The sequence below is a fragment of the Corynebacterium silvaticum genome, assembly GCF_004382825.2.
In the GTDB taxonomy this organism is placed as follows: domain Bacteria; phylum Actinomycetota; class Actinomycetes; order Mycobacteriales; family Mycobacteriaceae; genus Corynebacterium; species Corynebacterium silvaticum.
Genome location: NZ_SDQO02000001.1, coordinates 646954 through 667143 on the forward strand (window position 1 = coordinate 646954; position 20190 = coordinate 667143).

Genomic DNA, 20190 nt, shown 5'->3' on the forward strand with positions numbered 1-20190 from the left:
TCAACTATGGCGAAGTTTGCCATTGGCACCTATTGTGGCTGGCATGGCAACGACACATTTTCATGGAACTAGCGTAACCACCAGCGGAAATCTTCCGAATGTGGGAGAACCGATTAAACGATTCACACTCACCGGAGCCGACCTTGCGGACCTTAGCGAGGCTACTTTTGCAGGAAAGCGCATTGTTTTTAACATCTTCCCGTCAGTAGATACTGATGTGTGTGCGGCATCGGTCCGTCGCTTTAATGAACTCGCAAGCGGGATGGATAACACGGTTGTTCTGTGTGTTTCTATGGACCTGCCTTTTGCGCTTAACCGATTCTGTGCTGCGGAAGGCCTGGATAACGTGATCCCCGCATCAGCTTTCCGCTCTGCTTTTGGTAAAGACTTTGGAGTTGTTCTGGAGGACTCGCCGTTGAAGGGCCTCTTTGGTCGGGCCGTGGTGGTTACTGATGAGCGGGGTGTTGTTCAGCACCGAGAGTTGGTTTCGGAGATCACTGAAGAGCCGCACTACGACTCTGCTCTAGCTGCACTGCAGTAGAGCAATCTGGAAAGTAATTCTTCGCGTTCAGTACGCTAGGGGCCTAAAATAGGGCGTTATGGAGATTCTTGGCTTTGCTACGGGCCCCTATCAAACAAACTGTTACGTCTTGGTTCATAGCGACCAAGCTAGCGTCATCGACCCGGGGATGCATGCCCAGTCTCACATTGAGGCCTTTCTTGCTGAACAGAAAGTATCCCTTGTTCAGGTAGTGCTCACGCATGGGCATATCGATCACATCCGTGATGCGGCGGCATTGGCCAACAAATGGGGTGTGCCAGTTTATATCCACGATGCGGATGCAGCTTTCCTGGATAAAGGTAAAGGAATGTCCAAGGAGTCCCTGTTGCTTTTTGCGGCCGAGGACATGGCGTTGCCCAATGACAGACAAAGCCTAGAACACGGGCAGCGCATCGAGCTTGGGGGAGAAGAGTTCGAAGTTCGACACGGGCCAGGGCATTCGCCCGGTTCTGTACTTTTGGTGGGCTCTGAGTTCTGTTTCTCTGGCGACATTCTTTTCAAAGGATCTATTGGACGGACTGATCTTATGCACTCCGACCCTCAAGCAACGCAAGAGACCCTAAAAAATCAAGTTCTTTGCCTTGATAATTCTCTTCAGATTTTGCCGGGTCACGGACCGATGACGACAATGCGCGCTGAGCGAATGAACAATCCGTACTTGCGCCCCTTGCTTTAAAAAACACACGAGAGTCCAAGCATGTGCGTGGTTGTGTGAACCCACTGCGCGTTCTTGGCTACTCATGACTAAAGTAGTTCGGTGTGAGTACAAAGAAGCTTCAGACAATCTCGGCACCGAAAGGCGTGCCTGACTATATTCCGCCGGTATCGCCGGAATTCCTTGGTGTTCGAGACACCTTCGCACATCAGGCCCATCTTGCTGGTTACGAGCACATCGAGCTTCCTGTGTTTGAAGAGACAGCACTGTTCGCTCGGGGTGTCGGTGAGTCGACGGATGTTGTCTCCAAGGAGATGTACACGTTTGCTGATCGCGGAGAACGCTCCGTGACGTTGCGTCCTGAGGGTACCGCCGGCGTTATGCGGGCAGTGATCGAACACAACCTTGATCGCGGTCAGCTTCCGGTAAAGCTCAATTACTATGGTCCGTTTTTCCGCTATGAGCGCCCACAAGCTGGCCGGTATAGGCAGCTGCAGCAAGTAGGCGTCGAGGCGATTGGCATTGATGACCCAGCGTTGGACGCAGAAGTAATCGCTCTCGCTGACAGATCTCTTAAAGCCATCGGTCTACGGGGATACAGGCTGGAGATCACGTCGCTTGGCGACGATTCCTGCCGCCCGGCGTACCGTCAAAAGCTTCAGGACTTTCTCTTTGCGTTGCCTCTCGACGAGGAGACTCGCCGCAGGGCTGAGATTAATCCGCTGCGTGTGCTCGATGACAAGCGCCTTGAAGTGCGTGAAATGACAGCCGATGCGCCGCTCATGCTGGATAATCTTTCTTCCGCATGCCGCGAGCACTTTGAAACAGTGACTGGTCTTCTTGATGACCTCGGGGTGGCGTACACAGTCAACCCTCGAATGGTGCGTGGCTTGGACTACTACACCAAAACCACGTTCGAGTTTGTCCATGATGGCCTTGGTGCACAGTCGGGTATTGGTGGTGGAGGTCGCTATGACGGCTTGATGGCACAGCTCGGAGGACAGGAACTTTCTGGAATCGGTTATGCCTTAGGCGTTGATCGTTGCCTACTGGCGCTTCAGGTAGAAGAAAAAACTGTCACTGACGGATCCCGCGTTGCTGTTTTCGGTGTTCCGATGGGGGCAACGGCTAAGCGGAGTATGGTTGGCATCGTCGATAAGCTGCGTGCACAGGGCATCTCTGCAGATATGTCCTATGGCGACCGTGGTTTGAAAGGTGCCATGAAAGGTGCCGACCGTGCGGGGGCTCGCTTTACGCTGGTTGTAGGAGACCGTGAACTGGAACAAGGTGTTGTTGCAGTTAAGGATATGGTCTCAAAGGAACAACACGATATTGCTATAGACGATCTGGTAGCTGAGCTAAAAGCACGTCTTTAACCGTGTGATGGGCGAAGGCCTTGACCCCAGAGCAGATATTTCTGGGGTCAAGGCCTTCAACTGTCTTTAGCACTCGGTGAGGTTCACTGGAAGTCCGAGGTTGGCTGCCAGGCCTCCCATGGAGGTCTCTTTGTACTTTGTGAGCATGTCTTTGCCGGTATCTGCCATTGTTTTCACGACTTCATCGAGCTTGAAGCGGTGAGGCCCGGTCTCAATAAGCGACAAGCGTGCTGCGTTGATAGATTTCACGCCGCCGATTGCGTTGCGCTCGATGCACGGAATCTGGACTAGGCCAGCCACGGGGTCGCAGGTGAGTCCGAGGTTGTGCTCAAGCGCTATTTCCCCTGCATGCTCTACCTGCTCAGGGGTTCCGCCCATGACTTGGCATAGTCCGGCTGCCGCCATAGCTGACGCTGAGCCGACTTCTCCTTGGCATCCGACCTCTGCGCCTGAAATAGAAGCATTGAGCTTGATGATCACTCCTACCGCCGCTGCGGAGAGGAGGAAATCGCGGTGCCAATCAGCGGACAAGTCTTTGCGGAAGTCTCGGGCGTAGTGCATGACTGCCGGGATAATGCCGGCAGCTCCATTAGTAGGAGCGGTGACAATACGGCCGCCGGCAGCGTTTTCCTCATTGACTGCAAGAGCATAGAGGTTGACCCATTCCATTGCACGCAGGGTATCCTCGTGAGCGTTGTCTATGTCGCGGTGAAGATACTCGTGAAGCCCGGGTGCCCGGCGCTGGACGTTAAGACCACCTGGCAAAATACCCGGTGTCTTAATTCCCTGGACTACGCATTCCTGCATAGCTTCCCAAACCGCATCAATGTGCTTGATGACGGGTGCAGCATCCCTATGGATTGCCACCTCGTTGGACATCATGATCTCTGCTACGGAAAGTCCGGATTGCTTGCATACAGATAGCAACTCATCGCCCGTGCGGAATCGATATGGCAGGGGATCGTCGGAAGTAACCCGAGACGTTGTGGATGCGCCAGAACCAAGGGGTTCTTGCTGTGCATGGAATTCCTGCTTAGTCAGGATGAATCCACCGCCGACGGAGAAGTACACCTCGGGTTCTGCCAGCTGGTTTCCCGTGGAATCATAGGCGATAAACGTCATCGCGTTGGGGTGCTCTGGAAGGGGCGTGGGATCAAAAATAAGTTGGTAAGAGACGATGCCGTCGGGGCCAGTAACCGTGCCTTCAGTGGCTACTGGTTCGCCGAATGCTGGAGCGATGTCGGGGGTGGTAGTGGTTGGCTCATAACCTACAAGACCGAGTATGGTTGCGCGGTCAGTTCCGTGACCGACTCCGGTTGCAGCAAGAGATCCGTGCAACGTGACGGAAATTTTTGCGCCTAAGAGTTCTGGATGGGCGCTGGAAAAATGGTTCGCGGCGCGCATCGGTCCTACTGTGTGTGAGGACGAGGGGCCGATGCCGATACTGAACAAGTCGATGATGCTGATGGTCATCTGTGCTCCTTTAAAAACGGGTGAGTGAGATCCATAGTAGAGATAGAGCACAACAAGTTCAGCCCCCGAATGGTGGCGATATGGCGTCTAGCGATCTAGTGGTCTGTGATTATGGCGTTTAATAAGTCTGTTTTCTGGGGTAATGCAGGGTGTGATGATTCTACATTCGTGGTGAGAATTTTCTGTTATTGCCGTTATCACGGGGACTAAAACATCGTATTTTTTTAAAACCCTAGGGCGTTAAAAGAAGCGCAAGCTCGTGTGCCGCGCGGTGGATTCGTTGGCAGAAGGCATCGGAATTTTCCGGCAGTCTATCGTGTGGCGTGGCCAGAATTGCGGTGGGAACAGTCGCCGCTTTGAGATACGTAAACAATGGGCGTACGGCGTATTCAAGGACGAGCGCATGCCGCTGGGAACCTGCATTAGCGGCGATGATCACAGGCATTTCATGAATATCTTGTGGTTGTAATACATCAAAGAACATCTTGAAAAGGCCGGAATAGCTGGCCTTAAACACCGGGGTTACCGCGATGAGGGCGTCGGCGGAACGTACAGAATCAATAGCCTGCTGCAATTCCAAGGAGGTAGCGTTTTCTGTCACCGAGTGCGCGAGATCGACCGCAAGATTGCGTAACTCTATAACCTGCACTGTGAGCGTTTGCCCTGAGGCTGCAACTTCCTTGCGAACCTCAGCGGCGATTTCTTGTGCAAGAGATAAAGAGCTTGATGGCGTGGAGAGTCCTGCGGACACAATGGTCACTGTTCGCACGATGAAGAGGCCTCCTTAATAGATATTCCGGCGCGGCATCCCGCTAAGTAGATAGCGATGAGATGTTTTGTTGATGGGGCGGGGAGCGTTCCCATATCAAAGTGTGGGGGTGCGCATAGCGCGATAATCCCAGTGTAGAAGTCAATGCCGGAGATACTGGAATGGATAAGGCCTGTGGTGCGGAGATTCGTGTCGATTCTGCGGATCTGGGTGAAAAGTGCCTCGCGGGGTCTCACAAAATCGGGAGGAAGTTGTTTTTCCTCGGGTTGGACTAGCGCCGGGATAAGTATGTTGAGTCCGACAGCCGTGATGAGGTTAACCAGCTCATTGAGCTGGTCTAGTGCGGCTTCTTGATCGCAAGGTGGGGCGTCGGCTATGCGCTTGAGCTCAGCGACTCCACGGTCAGCGATAGCGATAATGCAGCTATGGACGAGGTCGTTACGCGTGGGGAAATTGCGATACAGGGTGGCAATGCCTACTCCGGCTTCCTCGGCCACTGATTCGAGCGTCATGTCCTTTCCATCCCTGATGAGCAGGGACATCCCGGCTTCAATGAGACTATTACGTCTGCGCATGGCGTCGGATCGCATTATGGGGTTCCTTGTGCTGGGAGGGGTATAAGCTTTGCTGAAGTATCTGTGCGCAGGCCTGTTTGACATTGCAGCACGGGGAGAGAAATATGTTGTTGACTCCAATGTGGAGGGTAACATCTCACTTTGGTTCTCGTAAACCAGTGAAGCAGAGGAATACATGGACCCGTCTGAAGCACACACGTCATCGCAGGCTCCCGACGAGCCGGTGGTGCTGACCGCTCGAGACCTCGTACTCACCAGCAGCACTGAATTGCCGTATCTTGATGTTGAACCGGGGTTGACATTGCTGCATTGCGGTCGCGAAAACTCGGCGACCACGCTGTCATTGACCCTGGCTGGGCGTATGAAGCCTAAGTCTGGGACAGTGATGCTTAACTCTGCATCAGGAGAAATGACTACTCCACGACAGCTCCATAAGCATGTGGCTTTGGCAGGAATCCCTGAATTTGATTCGCTGGAACGGCTTGTGCCGGTCAAAGCTGTGGTGCGCGAGCAGGCAGCGTGGACGAGTAGCTGGTGGCGTCGGGTGCCTTCTTCGATTGAGAAGATCGATAGCTTTGTTCAAGCGGCAGAGTTACTTGGTATCCAGGCCACTGCGAGTTTTGGCAAAAAGAAGGTCGGTGAGCTAGATCCGCTGGAACGCTTTGCGTTGAGGATTGCTTTGGCCTTGACGTCGCGACCCGATGCGGATCTTCTTATCGTGGACGATATTGACCAGATTAGGAGTCTCCGTCTGCGAGCGGATCTCTTACGCCAGCTGAAAGTAGTATCCGAGGTGCTTCCGGTAGTCACGGTGTCTGCTAACTCGGATGTGGACGGAATTTGCGATGCCGATGTACCGGTGGCCGGTGCGCTAAAACGGGCGCAGGATCGGGAGAAAAATGTACTCGATAACCTGTTGCAGCTGGGGGATAGCAATGAGTGATATGAAGCAACAACGCCAACGGATAGGAAAGGGGATAGGCGAGTGAACCTATTCCATATTGGGACCGAGTTTCGTCGGTTCGGGCATGGCAAGCTCCCCCCGCTGGCTATCGTCGTGATCGTTTTGATGCCGCTGCTTTTCGGTGGCCTTTTTGTCTGGTCTTATTGGGATCCAATCGGACGCCTTAACAAGCTTCCTGTGGCCGTAGTCAATTCTGACCAAGGCGCGACAAAGGACGGCAAAGATATTAAAGCCGGTGACCAGATTGTGGAAAAACTGGTTAACAATCCGGCGGCTAAATTCATTGAAGTCGATCCTGAGACAGCAAAAGAGGGCATAGCTAACGGCACCTATTATTTTGCCATCGAGTTCCCCTCTGACTTCTCTGAAGCAGCAATCAGTGCGAGCACGGATAAGCCACACCAAGCCAAGCTCAATGCCGTGTACAACAATGCCAATGGTTTTCTGGCCACCACGGTGGGAAATCAGGTAGTGGCACGCGTGCTAGCCAGCGTTAATGAGCGTCTTGGAACGCGAGTAGCAAACCAGCTGTTGGTGGGGTTTAACGCAATCGGCAGCGGGCTGCATGCAGCAGGCGACGGGGCGCACAAGCTTGCCGACGGCACCGGCACGGCAAAGGACGGCGCGCAAAAACTTGAGGGCGGTACGAAGCAGCTTCACGACGGCATCGAGGCTGCCGACCAAGGCGCGCACAAGCTTGCCGACGGCACAAAGCAACTCCACCAAGGAATCGGCACGGCAAAGGACGGCGCAGACACTCTAGCCTCTGGGTTGCAACGGCTTAATACCGCCACAGATACCCTAGGTGATGGGGCAGGGCAGGTATCGGCGGGCGTCGATAAGCTTGTAGGTGTTGCGCGTCAGGCAAGTAACGCCCAGGATCAGCTGACTATTCCGCTGGTCAATTTGAGTGCACAGCTGCGGGCAACGGGTATTCCGCAAGCAATCGACCTAGCCAATAGCGCAGATGCAATCATCGCGTCTATTACTGCACAAGGTATCGGCGGAAACTCTGAAATCATCGGGCAGCTCAATAAGCTTTCTCATGGAGCTGCGGAAATCCATCGCCAGCTTTCGGATCCCGCAGCGCCCTACCGTTCCGGCGTCAACCAGGCAACGGATGGTGCGCAGAAGCTCTCCACTGGGTTGCACAAGCTTGCCGACGGCTCCGAACAACTCGTCGTGGGAACGCAAACCCTTGCGGACGGAACGAGTCGGCTTTCTGAAGGCTCCCAGCAACTCACCGTTGGCGCTGCGCAGCTAAGCTCTGGCCTGGTCAAACTCTCCGAAGGATCTGGCGAATTAGCGCTCAAACTCAACCAGAGTGCAGACAAGGTTCCTTCTTTTGACGAAAAAACGATAGACGATGCCGCCCGGAATGTGTCGACCCCAGTCAAACAAGAAGTAACCAAAGACACTATGTCCCTCTTTGGAGTGGGACTTTCACCAATGTTTATTGCGCTCGGGCTATTCATGGGCGGAACCGTCACCTTTATGCTGATGCGTCCCCTGCAACGTCGAGCCATCGAAACCGGCGTAGCCCCCTTCAGAGCAGTGCTCGCATCGTACCTTCCTGCCGTCATCGTGGGTTGTTCGCAGGCGACAGTAATGTTCTTTGTCCAGCGCTACGCGATCGGTCTAGATGCATACAACGAGATCGGCCTTTGGGCGGCCATGTGTGTATCTTCCATGGCGTTTATGGCTATCACCCAAGGTTTCAACGCAGTCTTTGGCTCCACCGTTGGCCGAGTGCTCTGCATCGCCTTTATGTCCTTGCAGATTGTCTCCTCAGGCGGACTATATCCACCGGAAACACAACCTGCACCGCTGCGTTGGTTCCATACATACGATCCGATGACCTACTCGGTAAATCTCCTGCGCCAGATGATCTACCACACTGATATGACGCTGGATCATAGAGCGCTTCAGTCCCTAGTAGTGCTCTTCTTCATCGCTGCACTATTCCTTAGCTTCTCCACCTTTGCAGCACTGCGAGAACGGCAAATGAAGATGAAGGACCTACACCCAGAAGTTTCTGTCTAACGCTGAAGTCAAGCAGTGACCTAGACTTCTAATACATGGATCGTAGTCACCTCACCGCTATTCGAGGCCGCGCGCAACAGCTCATCTCCCTCAAAGATAGAGCCGTTGCCGTGGCCTCATATGTTTCTGGAGACCTCCCCACAGCTCGTGCCGTACACATGGGGATTGAGGCCGGATCGGTGCGATTGATTGACACATCCACTATCACCTGGCCACACGGGCTTTACCTGCACGCAGAGTTCGCCGAGGAAAAAGAAACGATAGCGGCCACAGTGCAGAGCTATTCTGCACTCATTAACCCACTGATCCCGTTGCTAGATCAGTCTGCGAACGCCGCAAACGGCCGGCTTTTCAGCTTCTTTAGCTCTACTAACGTCGCTGCCGCTCAACAAGCAACAGCCGAGCTAGAACGCCTCCTATCAAACCCCGCCATTGATAGCGCCACGCTGAGCATCATGCATATTCTTTCGCGTGCCGACGACGCCAATCGCGCCCAACACCTAGGCGTACACCTCACCCCAGGCATCCACGGCACACCAGAACACTACCTTGCCGCTGCCCGCGGCTCCCTGGCACAGGCCCTTGGGATAGGCGTGGGAATAGGCACCGCGACTTTCGATTCCCTCGACCGTAGCTATGTGATCCCCGCCAGGAGACTAGTAACCCAGATAGAAAACGACCCCAATTCTGTCTCTAACCTGCGAGGGCAAGCAGAACACATTGCACGAGCAATCACATCGCGTCAAGCCTCCGAACTCGTACGCGGCCTACCGCTAGACGCACTCAAAGAAGTCACCAATGAGCGCCTAAGATTCACCGGGCTGGAAAACGTGGGAGTTTTTAGCGTGCTTGACGTGCTCTCAACCCCAGAGACTACGCTCACCCAGGTATCCGGGATCGGGGCCGCCACCGCCAAAAGAATCAAAGGCGCTGCCCAGACACTTTACTCTGAGGCCATGGCAGCACCACTGACCAACCTTGGAGACACCCGCACACCCGAACTAGTACAGCTGCTACAAATACTGGCCCGCTTTGAACAAGCCGACAACCTGTCGGAAGAGCAACGCAATAGAAGAGACCGACTCATCGGATACTTCCGCGGCACCCCACGAGACATCGCGCTTATCGGCGCCCCCTTCCTTGTCGCCCGCACGGCAAACCCCACAGGGCTTATCGACCCCTCCTCAACACAGCGCAGCACCGACGCAGATTATGAGCAGTTCATCGAAGACATCTCGTGGGCTAACGCAGCACCCCAAACATTTGCCACGCCTCCCGTTGCAGACCCTGGTGAAGCCGTGTGGGAGGACTACCAAACGCGCCCGGCGCACTACCAAACCCTCTGGTCTGCATTAAGACAAGTAGAAAGCAATGAATCAGGGCAATCTGCCCTGCCAGAAGAGACAATCGCCAAAATACGAGCTCTTCGCCTCGATCAATCACTGCTCACAGAGCTTTACCTTCGCGGATACCAAAGCTTTGGTGCCAAATTCGCTCTAGTACAAAAGAAAGTCATCCTCGGCGATGAAATGAGCCTAGGAAAAACAGTCCAAGCTATCGCTGCCGCAGCGCATATCGTCGCACAAGCAGACACCGCAGAAGACGCACGAATACTCGTGGTAGTGCCTGCGTCCCTCATCGTTAACTGGCGCCGAGAGTTCGGCAAATTCTCAACAATCCCTGTCCATGTGGCCCACGGAGAACTCAAAGAAGCAGCCCTGTCCACCTGGACCACCAAAGGCGGAGTGCTGATCGTCACCTATGAAGGCGCACGATCCTTACCAATCCCCGCGCCAGCCATATCCATCATTGATGAGGCACACTTCATCAAAAACCCCGCCGCCCAACGATCCCAAGCCGTCAAAGCTCTCATCGAACAGTCCGAATACGCACTGCTTATGACAGGCACCCCGCTAGAAAATCGACTGAGCGAATTCCGTCAACTAGTCGCTTACATACAACCAGACCTACTTACTAGATCACAAAGAAAACCTCCGCCCACAACAATTTAAAACCGCAATCGCGCCAGCTTATCTCCGCAGAAATCAAACAGACGTCCTTGACGAGCTCCCCACGAAAATCGAGACAGATGAGTGGATCGACCTCACAGAACAGGATCTCGCAGAATATAAACACGCCGTGGCAGAAGGCAATTGGATGTCCGCGCGCCGGGCTGCGATGGTCGCGCAACGCCCGCTGTGTGCAAAAGTTGAACGAATCATCGAACTCGCTGATGAGGCCGCCACCGAAGGCCGGAACATCCTTATCTTTAGCTACTTTAGAAATGTCCTTGATCGGCTACATCTTGAGTTTGGCCAGAGAAGCGTCGGAATCATCAACGGCGATGTTGCTCCGATTAAAAGACAAGAGCTCGTGGACAGGCTTGGGTCCAATGGACAAGACGTTTTGTTGGCTCAGATAAGTGCCGGGGGCGTGGGGCTTAATATCCAAAAGGCGAGCGTGGTGATGCTCACCGAAGTACAGGTAAAGCCTGCGTTAGAAGATCAAGCCATTGCCAGGGCGCACCGCATGGGACAAACAAAGCCGGTAAGCGTTTATAGGTTGCTCGGAGATGAGACCATCGATGAACGATTACTGGAGATCAATGCTCAGAAACGTAAGCTTTTCGACGAATACGCGCGCGAAGCAGCATCGGCAGACGTGCACGATGCGGTCGATGTGTCTGAAGCTCAACTAGCTAAGGATATTTTAGCTGCCGAGCGTGTGCGTCTTGGACTAGATTCTGCTGAGCCTTTTGAGACCGCGGATGCTGCAGAAAACGTTGCGGATTCGCAGTAGCATCCTGGTCTAGCGTGGCAGGTAAGCGCCTGCCTTGTGGAGGCGCTTATTTGTAGACGTTGCGTTGGAGGAAATCGCAGGAGCTCATCTTCCCCGAGCGATACCCGGCAAGGAACGCCTCTTGGCGCTGCTGAGAAGAACCGTGTGTAAAGGATTCTTTGTTGACTCGTCCGGTAGCGCGCTCCTGAATATTATCGTCTCCCACTGCGCGTGCGGCGTTGATAGCGTCGTTAACCTGCGCCTCGGTGATTGGCTCTAAGAAAGCGTTCTCGCCTTTATCCGCGTAATGTCCCCAGACTCCCGCGTAGCAGTCTGCCTGGAGCTCGATCTTCACTGCATTAGAATTAGGGCCGGGGTCATTGTAATTGGATAGGCCTAGAGTGCCCTCAATGTTTTGGATGTGGTGACCGATCTCGTGGGCAACGATGTATTCCTGTGCAAACGGGGTGTTTTTACCGCCGTATTTGGACAGTTGATCGAAGAAACTCACGTCAAAATAAGCGGTCTGATCGCTGGGGCAGTAAAAAGGTCCCGTAGCGGCGGATGCAGCGCCGCACCCCGTGTTGGTGGCGTTGTTAAACACAACTAGTTGAGGTTTTTTAAAAGCTAGACCGGCTTGGGCGGGGAGCTGTTCCGCCCACATTTGGTTGACGGAAATGCCAGTGAACTCTACGCGGCAATCTGTGCGCTGATTCGCGTCATCAGTCGTTTTACAGTGCTCCAATGTGCCAGAGCTTTGAGAGGTTTGTGGCTGGTTAGTGTCTCCCAAAAACTGGCCTAGGTCAGAAGGACTTCCACCCATGAGCAAAAAGATGCCCACGAGAAGGAGGGTTCCGATACCGCCGCCGGCCGCGATTTTTCCACCACCGCCACCAGTGCGCGCAAGGTTTTCAGGCTTTTCTATACCGCCACGGAAAGTCATGGAATTATCATGCCACACGACTTGACCCTTTCATCGGCGCTCAAGAGGAAAAGAAGGAAAGATTCAGCAATACTTCACCTAAAAGCCGAGAAAAGAATGAGAAATCCGTCAAAAGAATGCCCTCTGTCACGTGCTTAGGCTAGTCCAGGTCTTTGCATGGCCTTATGGGCAAAGGTTTTCCTGTGTCTTTCTACCTTGTCAATCACGGAATAATAATTGTGGCGCCCGCTGTCGCGCGGGGCGTACCTCAAGGGGTAGAATCGAGCAGTTGATAAGCAAAGGGCGGATTGAATCCGCACAAGCGAAAGGATTTGGTGCACGTGTTGCGCACTCATCTCGCGGGTGATCTCCGTAAGGATATCGCTGGGCAGACTGTTACCCTCACTGGTTGGGTTTCTCGCCGTCGTGATCACGGTGGCGTTATCTTCATCGACCTAAGGGAATCTTCTGGTCTTGTTCAGGTGGTCTTCCGTGAGAACGACGTGGCCGAGAAAGCTCACCATTTACGCAGTGAGTTCTGCGTCAAGGTTACTGGTGTCGTGGAAGCTCGCCCTGAAGGATCTGAGAACCCTAACCTAGCGTCGGGTGAGATCGAGGTGAACGTTAGCGATCTTGAGATCTTGAACGAAGCCGCAGCACTGCCGTTCCAAATCGACGATGCATCCCAAAGCGGCGGAGAAGTGGGAGAGGAAGCGCGACTGAAGTACCGCTACCTCGACCTCCGCCGTCCTACACAGGGTGGGGCACTGCGTCTGCGTTCAAAAGCTAACCAGGCAGCACGTCGAGTGCTCGATACCCATGACTTTGTGGAGATCGAGACTCCTACGCTGACTCGCTCTACCCCTGAAGGCGCACGAGACTTCCTAGTACCTGCTCGTTTGAAGCCTGGCTCATGGTACGCGCTTCCTCAATCACCACAGCTTTTCAAGCAGCTGCTGATGGTTGCAGGCATGGAGCGCTATTACCAGATTGCGCGCTGTTACCGAGACGAGGACTTCCGTGCTGACCGCCAGCCGGAGTTCACTCAGCTTGACATCGAGATGAGCTTCGTCGACCAAGATGACGTCATTGCTCTTGCAGAAGAAATTGTTACCGAGATCTGGAAACTCATCGGTTACAACATTCCTACCCCGATCCCACGTATGACGTATGCCGATGCTATGCGTCTTTACGGCTCTGATAAACCAGACCTGCGCTTTGACATCAAGATCGTAGAGTGCGCTGATTACTTCAAGGACACCACTTTCCGTGTTTTCCAAAACGAATACGTGGGCGCTGTGGTCATGGAAGGCGGAGCATCGCAGCCACGTCGTCAGCTCGATGCATGGCAAGAGTGGGCTAAGCAGCGTGGCGCAAAGGGACTTGCATACATTTTGGTGGGAGAAGACGGAGAACTGTCTGGCCCAGTAGCCAAGAACATCACTGAGGCAGAGCGCGCTGGAATTGCTGCGCACGTTGGGGCAAAACCAGGCGACTGCATCTTCTTTGCCGCCGGTGACACAAAGAGCTCTCGTGCCCTCCTTGGCGCAGCCCGTGGCGAGATTGCTCGCAAGCTGGACCTTATCAAGGATGGCGATTGGGCCTTTACCTGGGTCGTCGACGCGCCTTTGTTTGAATCTGCCGCGGACGCTACCGCTTCTGGTGACGTAGCTCTAGGACATTCCAAGTGGACGGCTGTGCACCACGCGTTTACTTCTCCAAAGCCAGAATGGATGGAATCCTTCGACGAAAACCCAGGTGAGGCTACAGCCTACGCTTACGATATCGTCTGCAACGGCAACGAGATCGGCGGAGGTTCGATTCGTATCCACCGCCGTGATGTGCAAGAACGCGTGTTCAAGGTCATGGGCATCACGGAAGAAGAAGCTCGTGAGAAGTTTGGCTTCTTGCTTGACGCCTTCGCTTTCGGTGCGCCGCCACACGGTGGAATCGCCTTTGGTTGGGACCGCATTGTCTCCCTGCTGGGCGGCTTTGATTCTATTCGTGACGTCATTGCCTTCCCCAAGTCCGGCGGCGGAGTTGATCCGCTAACTGACGCTCCTGCGCCGATCCCACTGGAACAGCGTCGTGAGACAGGGGTAGATTTCAAACCTAAGAAGAAGTCTGCGGAATAGTCTGGTATTAAGCGATCCCGCATTTGTGAGAGTTACCGAGGCTTGCCTCGATTATCATCCGAGTCGTTGTGTTTGGTTGTACACCTGCAGTTCGACTCGGATGTGGCACGACATGCTCGAGGAGGGCAGTGCACATGGGCCGAATGAGCAAGAACAGCAAACTTGGTGTCCAAGTGGTCGTTGACCATGCTGAAAACAAAACATCCGTCGAATCTATAGTGGAAGCGGCGCAAGAGCTCCTTTCAAAGCGATATGGCGGACGGCAAGAACTACTAGAAGTAGAAAAACTAAACGGCTCGGGTACTGCGATTGTGCTAAGAGCTAGGGTTGCTCCATCGCCGTTTTTACAGCAACGTTCGGTGGTCCTTAAATATATTCCCCCGACGGGACGGCTTATCGACGAATCCACGTTAATGCGGGAAGTGGTTTCTTATCAGTTCACGACTTCCTTGAACGAAGAAGTCCGACCTGGCCCTGTGCTGTTGGCGTATGACGTTGACGAGCACATCCTGGTCATTTCAGATTCTGGTGATGGCGATACTTTTGCTGACCTGCTTGATAGCTCAAACGCCGATTTGCGTATTGAAATTCTCCGCAATCTGGGAGAAGCGATAGGCAAGCTGCACGTGGGAACGGCATCCAAAGAGCAGGATTTTGACATCCTTTTGCACCGAATGCTGACCAAGCATCCTGAGATCACGGAGATGCACGACTTCCGTGAGCGCTTACTCCGAATGTATATCGAGGTAGGCATCAAGCTCATTGAACAGCAGGGGATCATTGTCCCCGAGGTGGTAAAGGAATTTGCTGATAATGCCCGACGTCGTTTGACCTCGGGGCAGCATCGAGCGTTTACGCCTTTTGACTTGTCTCCAGACAACATTATCGTTTCCGATAAGACGCATTTCTTAGACTATGAGTGGGCTGGGTTCAGGGATGCTGCTTTCGACGTCGCATGCGTGGTGGCTGGTTTCCCGCAGTTCCTCTTTGCTCGTCCAGTCATGGACGATGAAGCGGACATCTTTATTGACTCTTGGGCACAGCAGGTTGCAGGCATGTGGCCCAACGTTCGGAATCTCTCGCGACTCCATGCCCGTATCCTTACCGCATTGGTTGGTTGGGCGTTTTCCTCCGTGGCCATGATGCATATGGGATATGACAATGAAGCGTTTGAGGATCTCTATCAGGGGATGGTTTCCGATGGCGCGGAGTCCATGAATGTTGACGCAATAGTCGCGCGGCTTACGACTTCTGGTAACACTTTGTTGCACGACATCTTCCGTATTGCTGAGGAAGAAGACGATGAAAATGCCGTTTTTGATGAGGACAAAGAAGCTCTGCTCCTCATCAGAAGAGACCTGTATGAAACATTTGAAGCCTTGTACAGGTTTGCGCGGCGTGAGTCAGACTCCCGCTTCCCTGTAGTAGCGGATTTTGCAGGTAAGTTCGTAGAAAAGCTCGATTAACAGCGTTAAACCAAACGCTGGGCACAGAAAACGGCTGATTATTCAGGCCTCATTGTGTAGAGGTGCTAGGGATATACTTGCACCTCTATGTTTTTCACATGGGCTCACGTTCTCATGTTAAGGCTCACTCAACAATCAGGACTTAACGTGCAGCTGTAGCTTGACCGGATTGTGTTGAACTCAAAGAGGAGGGGCGAACACATCATGGAGGATCTCTTTAGCACCGGGGAAAAAGGAAACACTGTTAAACCTGAAGTCTTTGCAGCCGGTGCACATTCTCCTCTAGCTGCGAGAATGCGTCCGCGTTCGCTTGACGAGGTCGTGGGACAGCAGCACTTACTGGGGCCGGGGCGGCCACTACGGCGCCTCATCGAGGGATCAGGTGAGGCATCCGTGATTCTGTACGGGCCACCGGGCACCGGCAAGACTACGATCGCGTCGCTTATCAGCTCGGCCACCGGCCATCATTTTGTTGGCTTATCGGCGCTGAACTCCGGAGTAAAAGAAGTGCGTGCTGTGATCGACGAGGCCCGGCGCAGCCTTATCCACGGCAAGCGGACCGTTTTGTTTATCGACGAGGTGCACCGATTTTCTAAAACACAGCAGGACGCTCTCCTTGCTGCTGTGGAAAACAGAACTGTGCTCCTTGTTGCTGCCACTACAGAGAACCCTTCTTTTTCCGTCGTTTCTCCGCTTCTGTCCCGATCTTTGGTATTGCAGCTGCAACCATTAGATCCGGATGCTATTAAGGAAGTACTTCAACGAGCGATCGTCGATCCCCGTGGATTAGGGGAGCGAATCCAGGTCACAGATGAAGCTCTTGAGCAGCTGGTGTTGCTAGCAGGCGGAGACGCGCGCAGAGCGCTTACATATCTTGAGGCCGCAGCAGAAGCTATTCCTGATAATGAGCAGCTCACGGTCGACGCTATTCGCGAGAACGTAGACCGTGCCATCGTGCGTTATGATCGCGACGGCGATCAGCATTATGACGTGACCAGTGCCTTTATTAAATCAATCAGGGGCTCAGACGTGGATGCTGCGTTGCATTATTTGGCGCGAATGATCGATGCAGGGGAGGATCCACGATTTATCGCTAGGAGATTGATCATTCATGCTAGCGAAGACATTGGTATGGCCGATCCTTCTGCTCTGCAAACAGCTGTAGCGGCAGGGCAAGCAGTTCAGATGATCGGAATGCCTGAGGCTCGGATAACGTTGGCCCAAGCAACGATTCATTTAGCTACTGCGCCGAAGTCCAATTCCGTGATTTGTGCAGTAGATGGAGCTCTTGCGGATATCAGAAAAGGGAAATATGGCCCAGTGCCGGCACATTTACGTGATGGGCATTATGCGGGAGCAAAACAGCTGGGAAATGCTGTGGGCTATAAATATCCGCACGATGATCCACGTGGCGTGGTACAACAACGCTATGTGCCGCCTGAGCTAGATAATGCAGTGTATTACCACCCCACGAAACACGGTGCAGAAAAACGGATTTCTGATTACATTGGCCGGCTTCGTCGGATGATTCGGCCTTCGTAGCGTTGCCCTTCTGCGTTATTTTCGAGGGGACTCGGTGGTATTTGAGGGAGTCAAGCATGGAATCAGGACTGCGAGCGGGTAGAGTAGTAGCCCGACTGCCTAGATTCTTCCGCGTAGGGTGATGAAGGGCCTCATGAGGCGTGATGGTGTGTGATGCTGGATGCGTCGAAAAGCTGTTGCTGGCCTCGTGAGTATTACTAGATTCTTAAGACAACAAGCGAGGAACACTGCCGTGCAGACCCATGAAATTCGGGAACGCTTCACCAATCACTTTGTTAAAGCTGGCCACCAGGCTGTGCCAAGTGCGTCGCTGATCTTGGATGACCCGAACCTGCTTTTTGTTAACGCCGGCATGGTTCCGTTTAAGCCATACTTCCTCGGACAACAGAACCCGCCATTCCCTAACGGCACTGCTACGTCGATCCAAAAGTGCGTGCGTACTCTGGATATTGAAGAAGTCGGAATTACCACCCGTCACAACACGTTTTTCCAGATGGCTGGCAACTTTTCTTTCGGCCAGTACTTTAAAGAAGGCGCGATTACCCACGCATGGTCGCTGCTCACGGAGCCCGTAGCCGAAGGCGGATTTGGGCTTGATCCAGAACGCCTCTGGGTCACCGTTTATCTTGACGACGACGAGGCCGCCGATATCTGGAACAAAAAGATCGGCATCCCCGCAGAACGTATTCAGCGGCTAGGGATGGCAGATAACTACTGGTCAATGGGTGTCCCAGGTCCTTGTGGCCCGTGCTCTGAGATTTACTATGACCGCGGTGCCGCATACGGCAAAGAAGGCGGCCCAATCGCCGACGATAACCGCTACATGGAGATCTGGAACCTGGTCTTCATGCAGAACGAGCGCGGTGAGGGAATCGGAAAAGACAACTTTGAGATTCTGGGCCCGCTGCCTAAAAAAAACATTGATACCGGCCTGGGCGTCGAGCGCGTCGCGTGCATTCTCCAAGGCGTAGACAACGTCTATGAGACAGACCTGTTGCGTCCAGTTATTGATGTAGCAGAGAAGCTTACGGGTGCTTCCTATGGCGAGGGCGCACCGCAACAGGACCTTATCCGATTCCGCGTGATTGCGGATCATTCGCGCACTGGCATGATGCTGATCCTTGATGGCGTTACCCCAGGTAACGAGGGTCGTGGGTACATCTTGCGCCGTCTCCTGCGTCGTATCATTCGTTCCGCGCACCTTCTTGGCGCCAAGGGCAATACCCTGGAACAATTCATGAACACCATCATGGATACGATGACTCCGTCTTATCCTGAGATCGCGGACAACCGTGAGCGTATTCTCAAGGTTGCGCTTACAGAAGAGAAGGCCTTCCTTAAGACGCTTGCCTCCGGAACGCAGCTTTTTGAGGAAAAAGCAGACGAGGTGAAAACCGAGGGCAAGAAGCTTCTCGACGGCGCATCTGCCTTCAAACTGCACGACACTTACGGTTTCCCCATTGACTTGACTCTGGAAATGGCTGCTGAGGCTGGACTGGAAGTAGACACTGCTGGTTTTGATTCACTCATGGCTGAGCAACGTGCGCGCGCCAAGGCCGATAACCGGGCTAAGAAGCACGGACACGTGGATCTCAGTATCTACCGCGAGTGGGTAGACGAGCACCCGACCGAGTTCACGGGATATAGCGAGCTCAGCACGGAATCGAAGGTGCTCGGCATGATCGCCGGAGGAGCTAAGGTCCATGAGGTCGCCGCTGGTGATGAAGTCGAAATTATCTTGGAAGCCTCTCCGCTGTACGCCGAAGCCGGCGGTCAGATAGGAGACCGTGGCACAATCGTCATGGGCGATACCATAGTAAACGTCAACGATGTGCAGAAGATCGGCAAGAAACTATGGGTGCACAAGGCAACTGTGGCTCAAGGTGGATTAAGCATCGGGGATACGGTTTCTGCGAACGTCGATAAGCAATGGCGCCATAGCGCGCGCCAAGCGCACTCGGCTACGCACTTGATTCACGCGGCACTGCGTGACGTGCTCGGTCCTACTGCAGTTCAGGCTGGTTCCCTGAACCGGCCAGGGTATCTTCGCTTTGATTTCAACTACACCGAAGCACTGACGGCTGAGCAGCTCGCACAAATCCAGTTGATCACTAATCAAGCTGTAGACGTTGACTGGGCTGTGAACACCATTGAAACCTCGCTTGATGAGGCGAAAGCTATGGGTGCTATGGCGCTGTTCGGTGAGAACTACGGTTCTACTGTGCGTGTTGTAGAAATCGGTGGCCCATTCTCAATGGAACTCTGCGGTGGAACTCACGTTGAGCATTCCTCGCAGATTGGTCCGGTAGCTATCCTAGGTGAGGCCTCCGTGGGCTCCGGTGTGCGCCGTATCGAGGCATATTCCGGCCTTGACTCGTTCCAGTATTTGGCAAAAGAACGGGCATTGGTTGAAGGAATCGCTGCCTCGATGAAGGCCAAGACGGATGATGTTCCTGAGCGGATCGCATCTCTTACCCAGAAGCTCAAGGAGGCTGAAAAAGCCGTGGCCGATCTTCGCGCAGCGCAACTGCGTAACCAGGCCGCTACACTTCTGACGGACGCCGATGAGGTTAACGGAGTGACCGTTGTGGCCCATCGCTTGGCAGAACACGTTTCCAGCAATGATGTGCGTGCTTTGGCTATCGACCTGAAGTCACGCCTAGGAGATAAACCAGCCGTGATCGCTTTGATTGCGGAAGACGGCAGCGGCAAGACTCCATTTGTGGTTGCTGCAACGAAGGCTGGAGTCGCACAAGGCGTGAAAGCTAATGAGCTGGCCAAGGTGCTTGGTGGTTACATCCAAGGTAATGGTGGCGGTAAACCAGATATGGCTCAGGGGTCTGCGCGAGACATCGCGGGCTTTGATTCGGGTGTCGCGGCTGTTAAGGATGAAATCCGCAGCTAGTAACGGTATAACGTCTGTGACGTAG

The 20190-nt window shown here is 53.7% G+C and carries 13 protein-coding genes and 1 pseudogene; 10 read left to right on the plus strand and 4 right to left on the minus strand.

The window, feature by feature from the left end:
• The first annotated feature begins 43 nt into the window (after nt 1–43).
• From tpx to hisS, 3 genes are all read left to right on the plus strand, one after another.
• Nucleotides 44–541, plus strand: a complete 498-nt coding sequence (tpx, locus tag ET810_RS03040) for a thiol peroxidase (protein ID WP_087454896.1) — start codon at nt 44–46, stop codon at nt 539–541.
• Nucleotides 542–599: 58 nt separating this feature from the next.
• On the plus strand, nt 600–1238 hold the full coding sequence (locus ET810_RS03045; RefSeq protein ID WP_087454069.1) for an MBL fold metallo-hydrolase: 639 nt from the start codon (nt 600–602) through the stop codon (nt 1236–1238).
• 83 nt (nt 1239–1321) lie between these two features.
• Nucleotides 1322–2593 carry a histidine--tRNA ligase gene (gene hisS / locus ET810_RS03050; RefSeq protein ID WP_087454068.1) on the plus strand — a complete coding sequence of 424 codons (1272 nt, stop codon included), beginning with the start codon at nt 1322–1324 and terminating at the stop codon, nt 2591–2593.
• A 66-nt stretch (nt 2594–2659) separates the two neighbouring features.
• Here the strand turns inward: hisS and ET810_RS03055 are convergent, their stop codons facing one another.
• The 3 genes from ET810_RS03055 to ET810_RS03065 all read right to left on the minus strand — a co-directional run bounded on the left by ET810_RS03055 (nt 2660) and on the right by ET810_RS03065 (nt 5425).
• Nucleotides 2660–4066 (minus strand): L-serine ammonia-lyase, encoded by a 1407-nt coding sequence (locus ET810_RS03055; protein WP_134315920.1) that lies wholly within the window; start codon nt 4064–4066, stop codon nt 2660–2662.
• Nucleotides 4067–4298: 232 nt separating this feature from the next.
• Entirely contained in the window at nt 4299–4835 is a 537-nt protein-coding gene (locus tag ET810_RS03060) for a CE1759 family FMN reductase (RefSeq protein WP_087454066.1), read from the minus strand.
• Entirely contained in the window at nt 4823–5425 is a 603-nt protein-coding gene (locus ET810_RS03065) for a TetR/AcrR family transcriptional regulator (RefSeq protein WP_087454065.1), read from the minus strand. Before ET810_RS03065 ends, ET810_RS03060 begins: the two co-directional genes overlap by 13 nt.
• 160 nt (nt 5426–5585) lie before the next feature.
• Between ET810_RS03065 and ET810_RS03070 the strand changes: the two genes are divergently transcribed.
• The 3 genes and pseudogenes from ET810_RS03070 to ET810_RS03080 all read left to right on the plus strand — a co-directional run bounded on the left by ET810_RS03070 (nt 5586) and on the right by ET810_RS03080 (nt 11216).
• Nucleotides 5586–6353 (plus strand): ATP-binding cassette domain-containing protein, encoded by a 768-nt coding sequence (locus ET810_RS03070; protein ID WP_087454064.1) that lies wholly within the window; start codon nt 5586–5588, stop codon nt 6351–6353.
• A gap of 42 nt (nt 6354–6395) precedes the next feature.
• Nucleotides 6396–8417, plus strand: coding sequence for a YhgE/Pip domain-containing protein (locus tag ET810_RS03075; protein WP_087454063.1), 2022 nt, complete (start codon nt 6396–6398; stop codon nt 8415–8417).
• A 35-nt stretch (nt 8418–8452) separates the two neighbouring features.
• A pseudogene (locus ET810_RS03080) lies at nt 8453–11216 on the plus strand (DEAD/DEAH box helicase).
• Nucleotides 11217–11262: 46 nt separating this feature from the next.
• On the opposite strand, the gene ypfJ reads toward ET810_RS03080, so the two are convergent.
• Nucleotides 11263–12138: a KPN_02809 family neutral zinc metallopeptidase gene (gene ypfJ, locus ET810_RS03085; RefSeq protein ID WP_087454895.1), complete on the minus strand. Its 876-nt coding sequence runs from the start codon at nt 12136–12138 to the stop codon at nt 11263–11265.
• Between the two features lie 320 nt (nt 12139–12458).
• Here ypfJ and aspS point away from each other — a divergent pair, with 320 nt between their 5' ends.
• From aspS to alaS, 4 genes are all read left to right on the plus strand, one after another.
• Entirely contained in the window at nt 12459–14252 is a 1794-nt protein-coding gene (gene aspS / locus ET810_RS03090; protein ID WP_180316378.1) for an aspartate--tRNA ligase, read from the plus strand.
• Between the two features lie 134 nt (nt 14253–14386).
• On the plus strand, nt 14387–15718 hold the full coding sequence (locus ET810_RS03095) for a phosphotransferase family protein (protein WP_087454062.1): 1332 nt from the start codon (nt 14387–14389) through the stop codon (nt 15716–15718).
• A gap of 204 nt (nt 15719–15922) precedes the next feature.
• Nucleotides 15923–17260 carry a replication-associated recombination protein A gene (locus tag ET810_RS03100; protein ID WP_087454061.1) on the plus strand — a complete coding sequence of 446 codons (1338 nt, stop codon included), beginning with the start codon at nt 15923–15925 and terminating at the stop codon, nt 17258–17260.
• A gap of 232 nt (nt 17261–17492) precedes the next feature.
• Nucleotides 17493–20165 (plus strand): alanine--tRNA ligase, encoded by a 2673-nt coding sequence (alaS, locus tag ET810_RS03105; protein WP_087454060.1) that lies wholly within the window; start codon nt 17493–17495, stop codon nt 20163–20165.
• The last annotated feature ends 25 nt before the right edge of the window (nt 20166–20190 follow it).

What these genes read in the sequence shown, in the direction of transcription:
- tpx (WP_087454896.1), top strand. Translation starts at nt 44, where the DNA reads ATGGCAACGACACATTTTCATGGAACTAGCGTAACCACCAGCGGAAAT.
- ET810_RS03045 (WP_087454069.1), top strand. Translation starts at nt 600, where the DNA reads ATGGAGATTCTTGGCTTTGCTACGGGCCCCTATCAAACAAACTGTTAC.
- ET810_RS03055 (WP_134315920.1), bottom strand. Translation starts at nt 4,066, where the DNA reads ATGACCATCAGCATCATCGACTTGTTCAGTATCGGCATCGGCCCCTCG.
- ET810_RS03065 (WP_087454065.1), bottom strand. Translation starts at nt 5,425, where the DNA reads ATGCGATCCGACGCCATGCGCAGACGTAATAGTCTCATTGAAGCCGGG.
- ET810_RS03070 (WP_087454064.1), top strand. Translation starts at nt 5,586, where the DNA reads ATGGACCCGTCTGAAGCACACACGTCATCGCAGGCTCCCGACGAGCCG.
- ypfJ (WP_087454895.1), bottom strand. Translation starts at nt 12,138, where the DNA reads ATGACTTTCCGTGGCGGTATAGAAAAGCCTGAAAACCTTGCGCGCACT.
- ET810_RS03095 (WP_087454062.1), top strand. Translation starts at nt 14,387, where the DNA reads ATGGGCCGAATGAGCAAGAACAGCAAACTTGGTGTCCAAGTGGTCGTT.
- ET810_RS03100 (WP_087454061.1), top strand. Translation starts at nt 15,923, where the DNA reads ATGGAGGATCTCTTTAGCACCGGGGAAAAAGGAAACACTGTTAAACCT.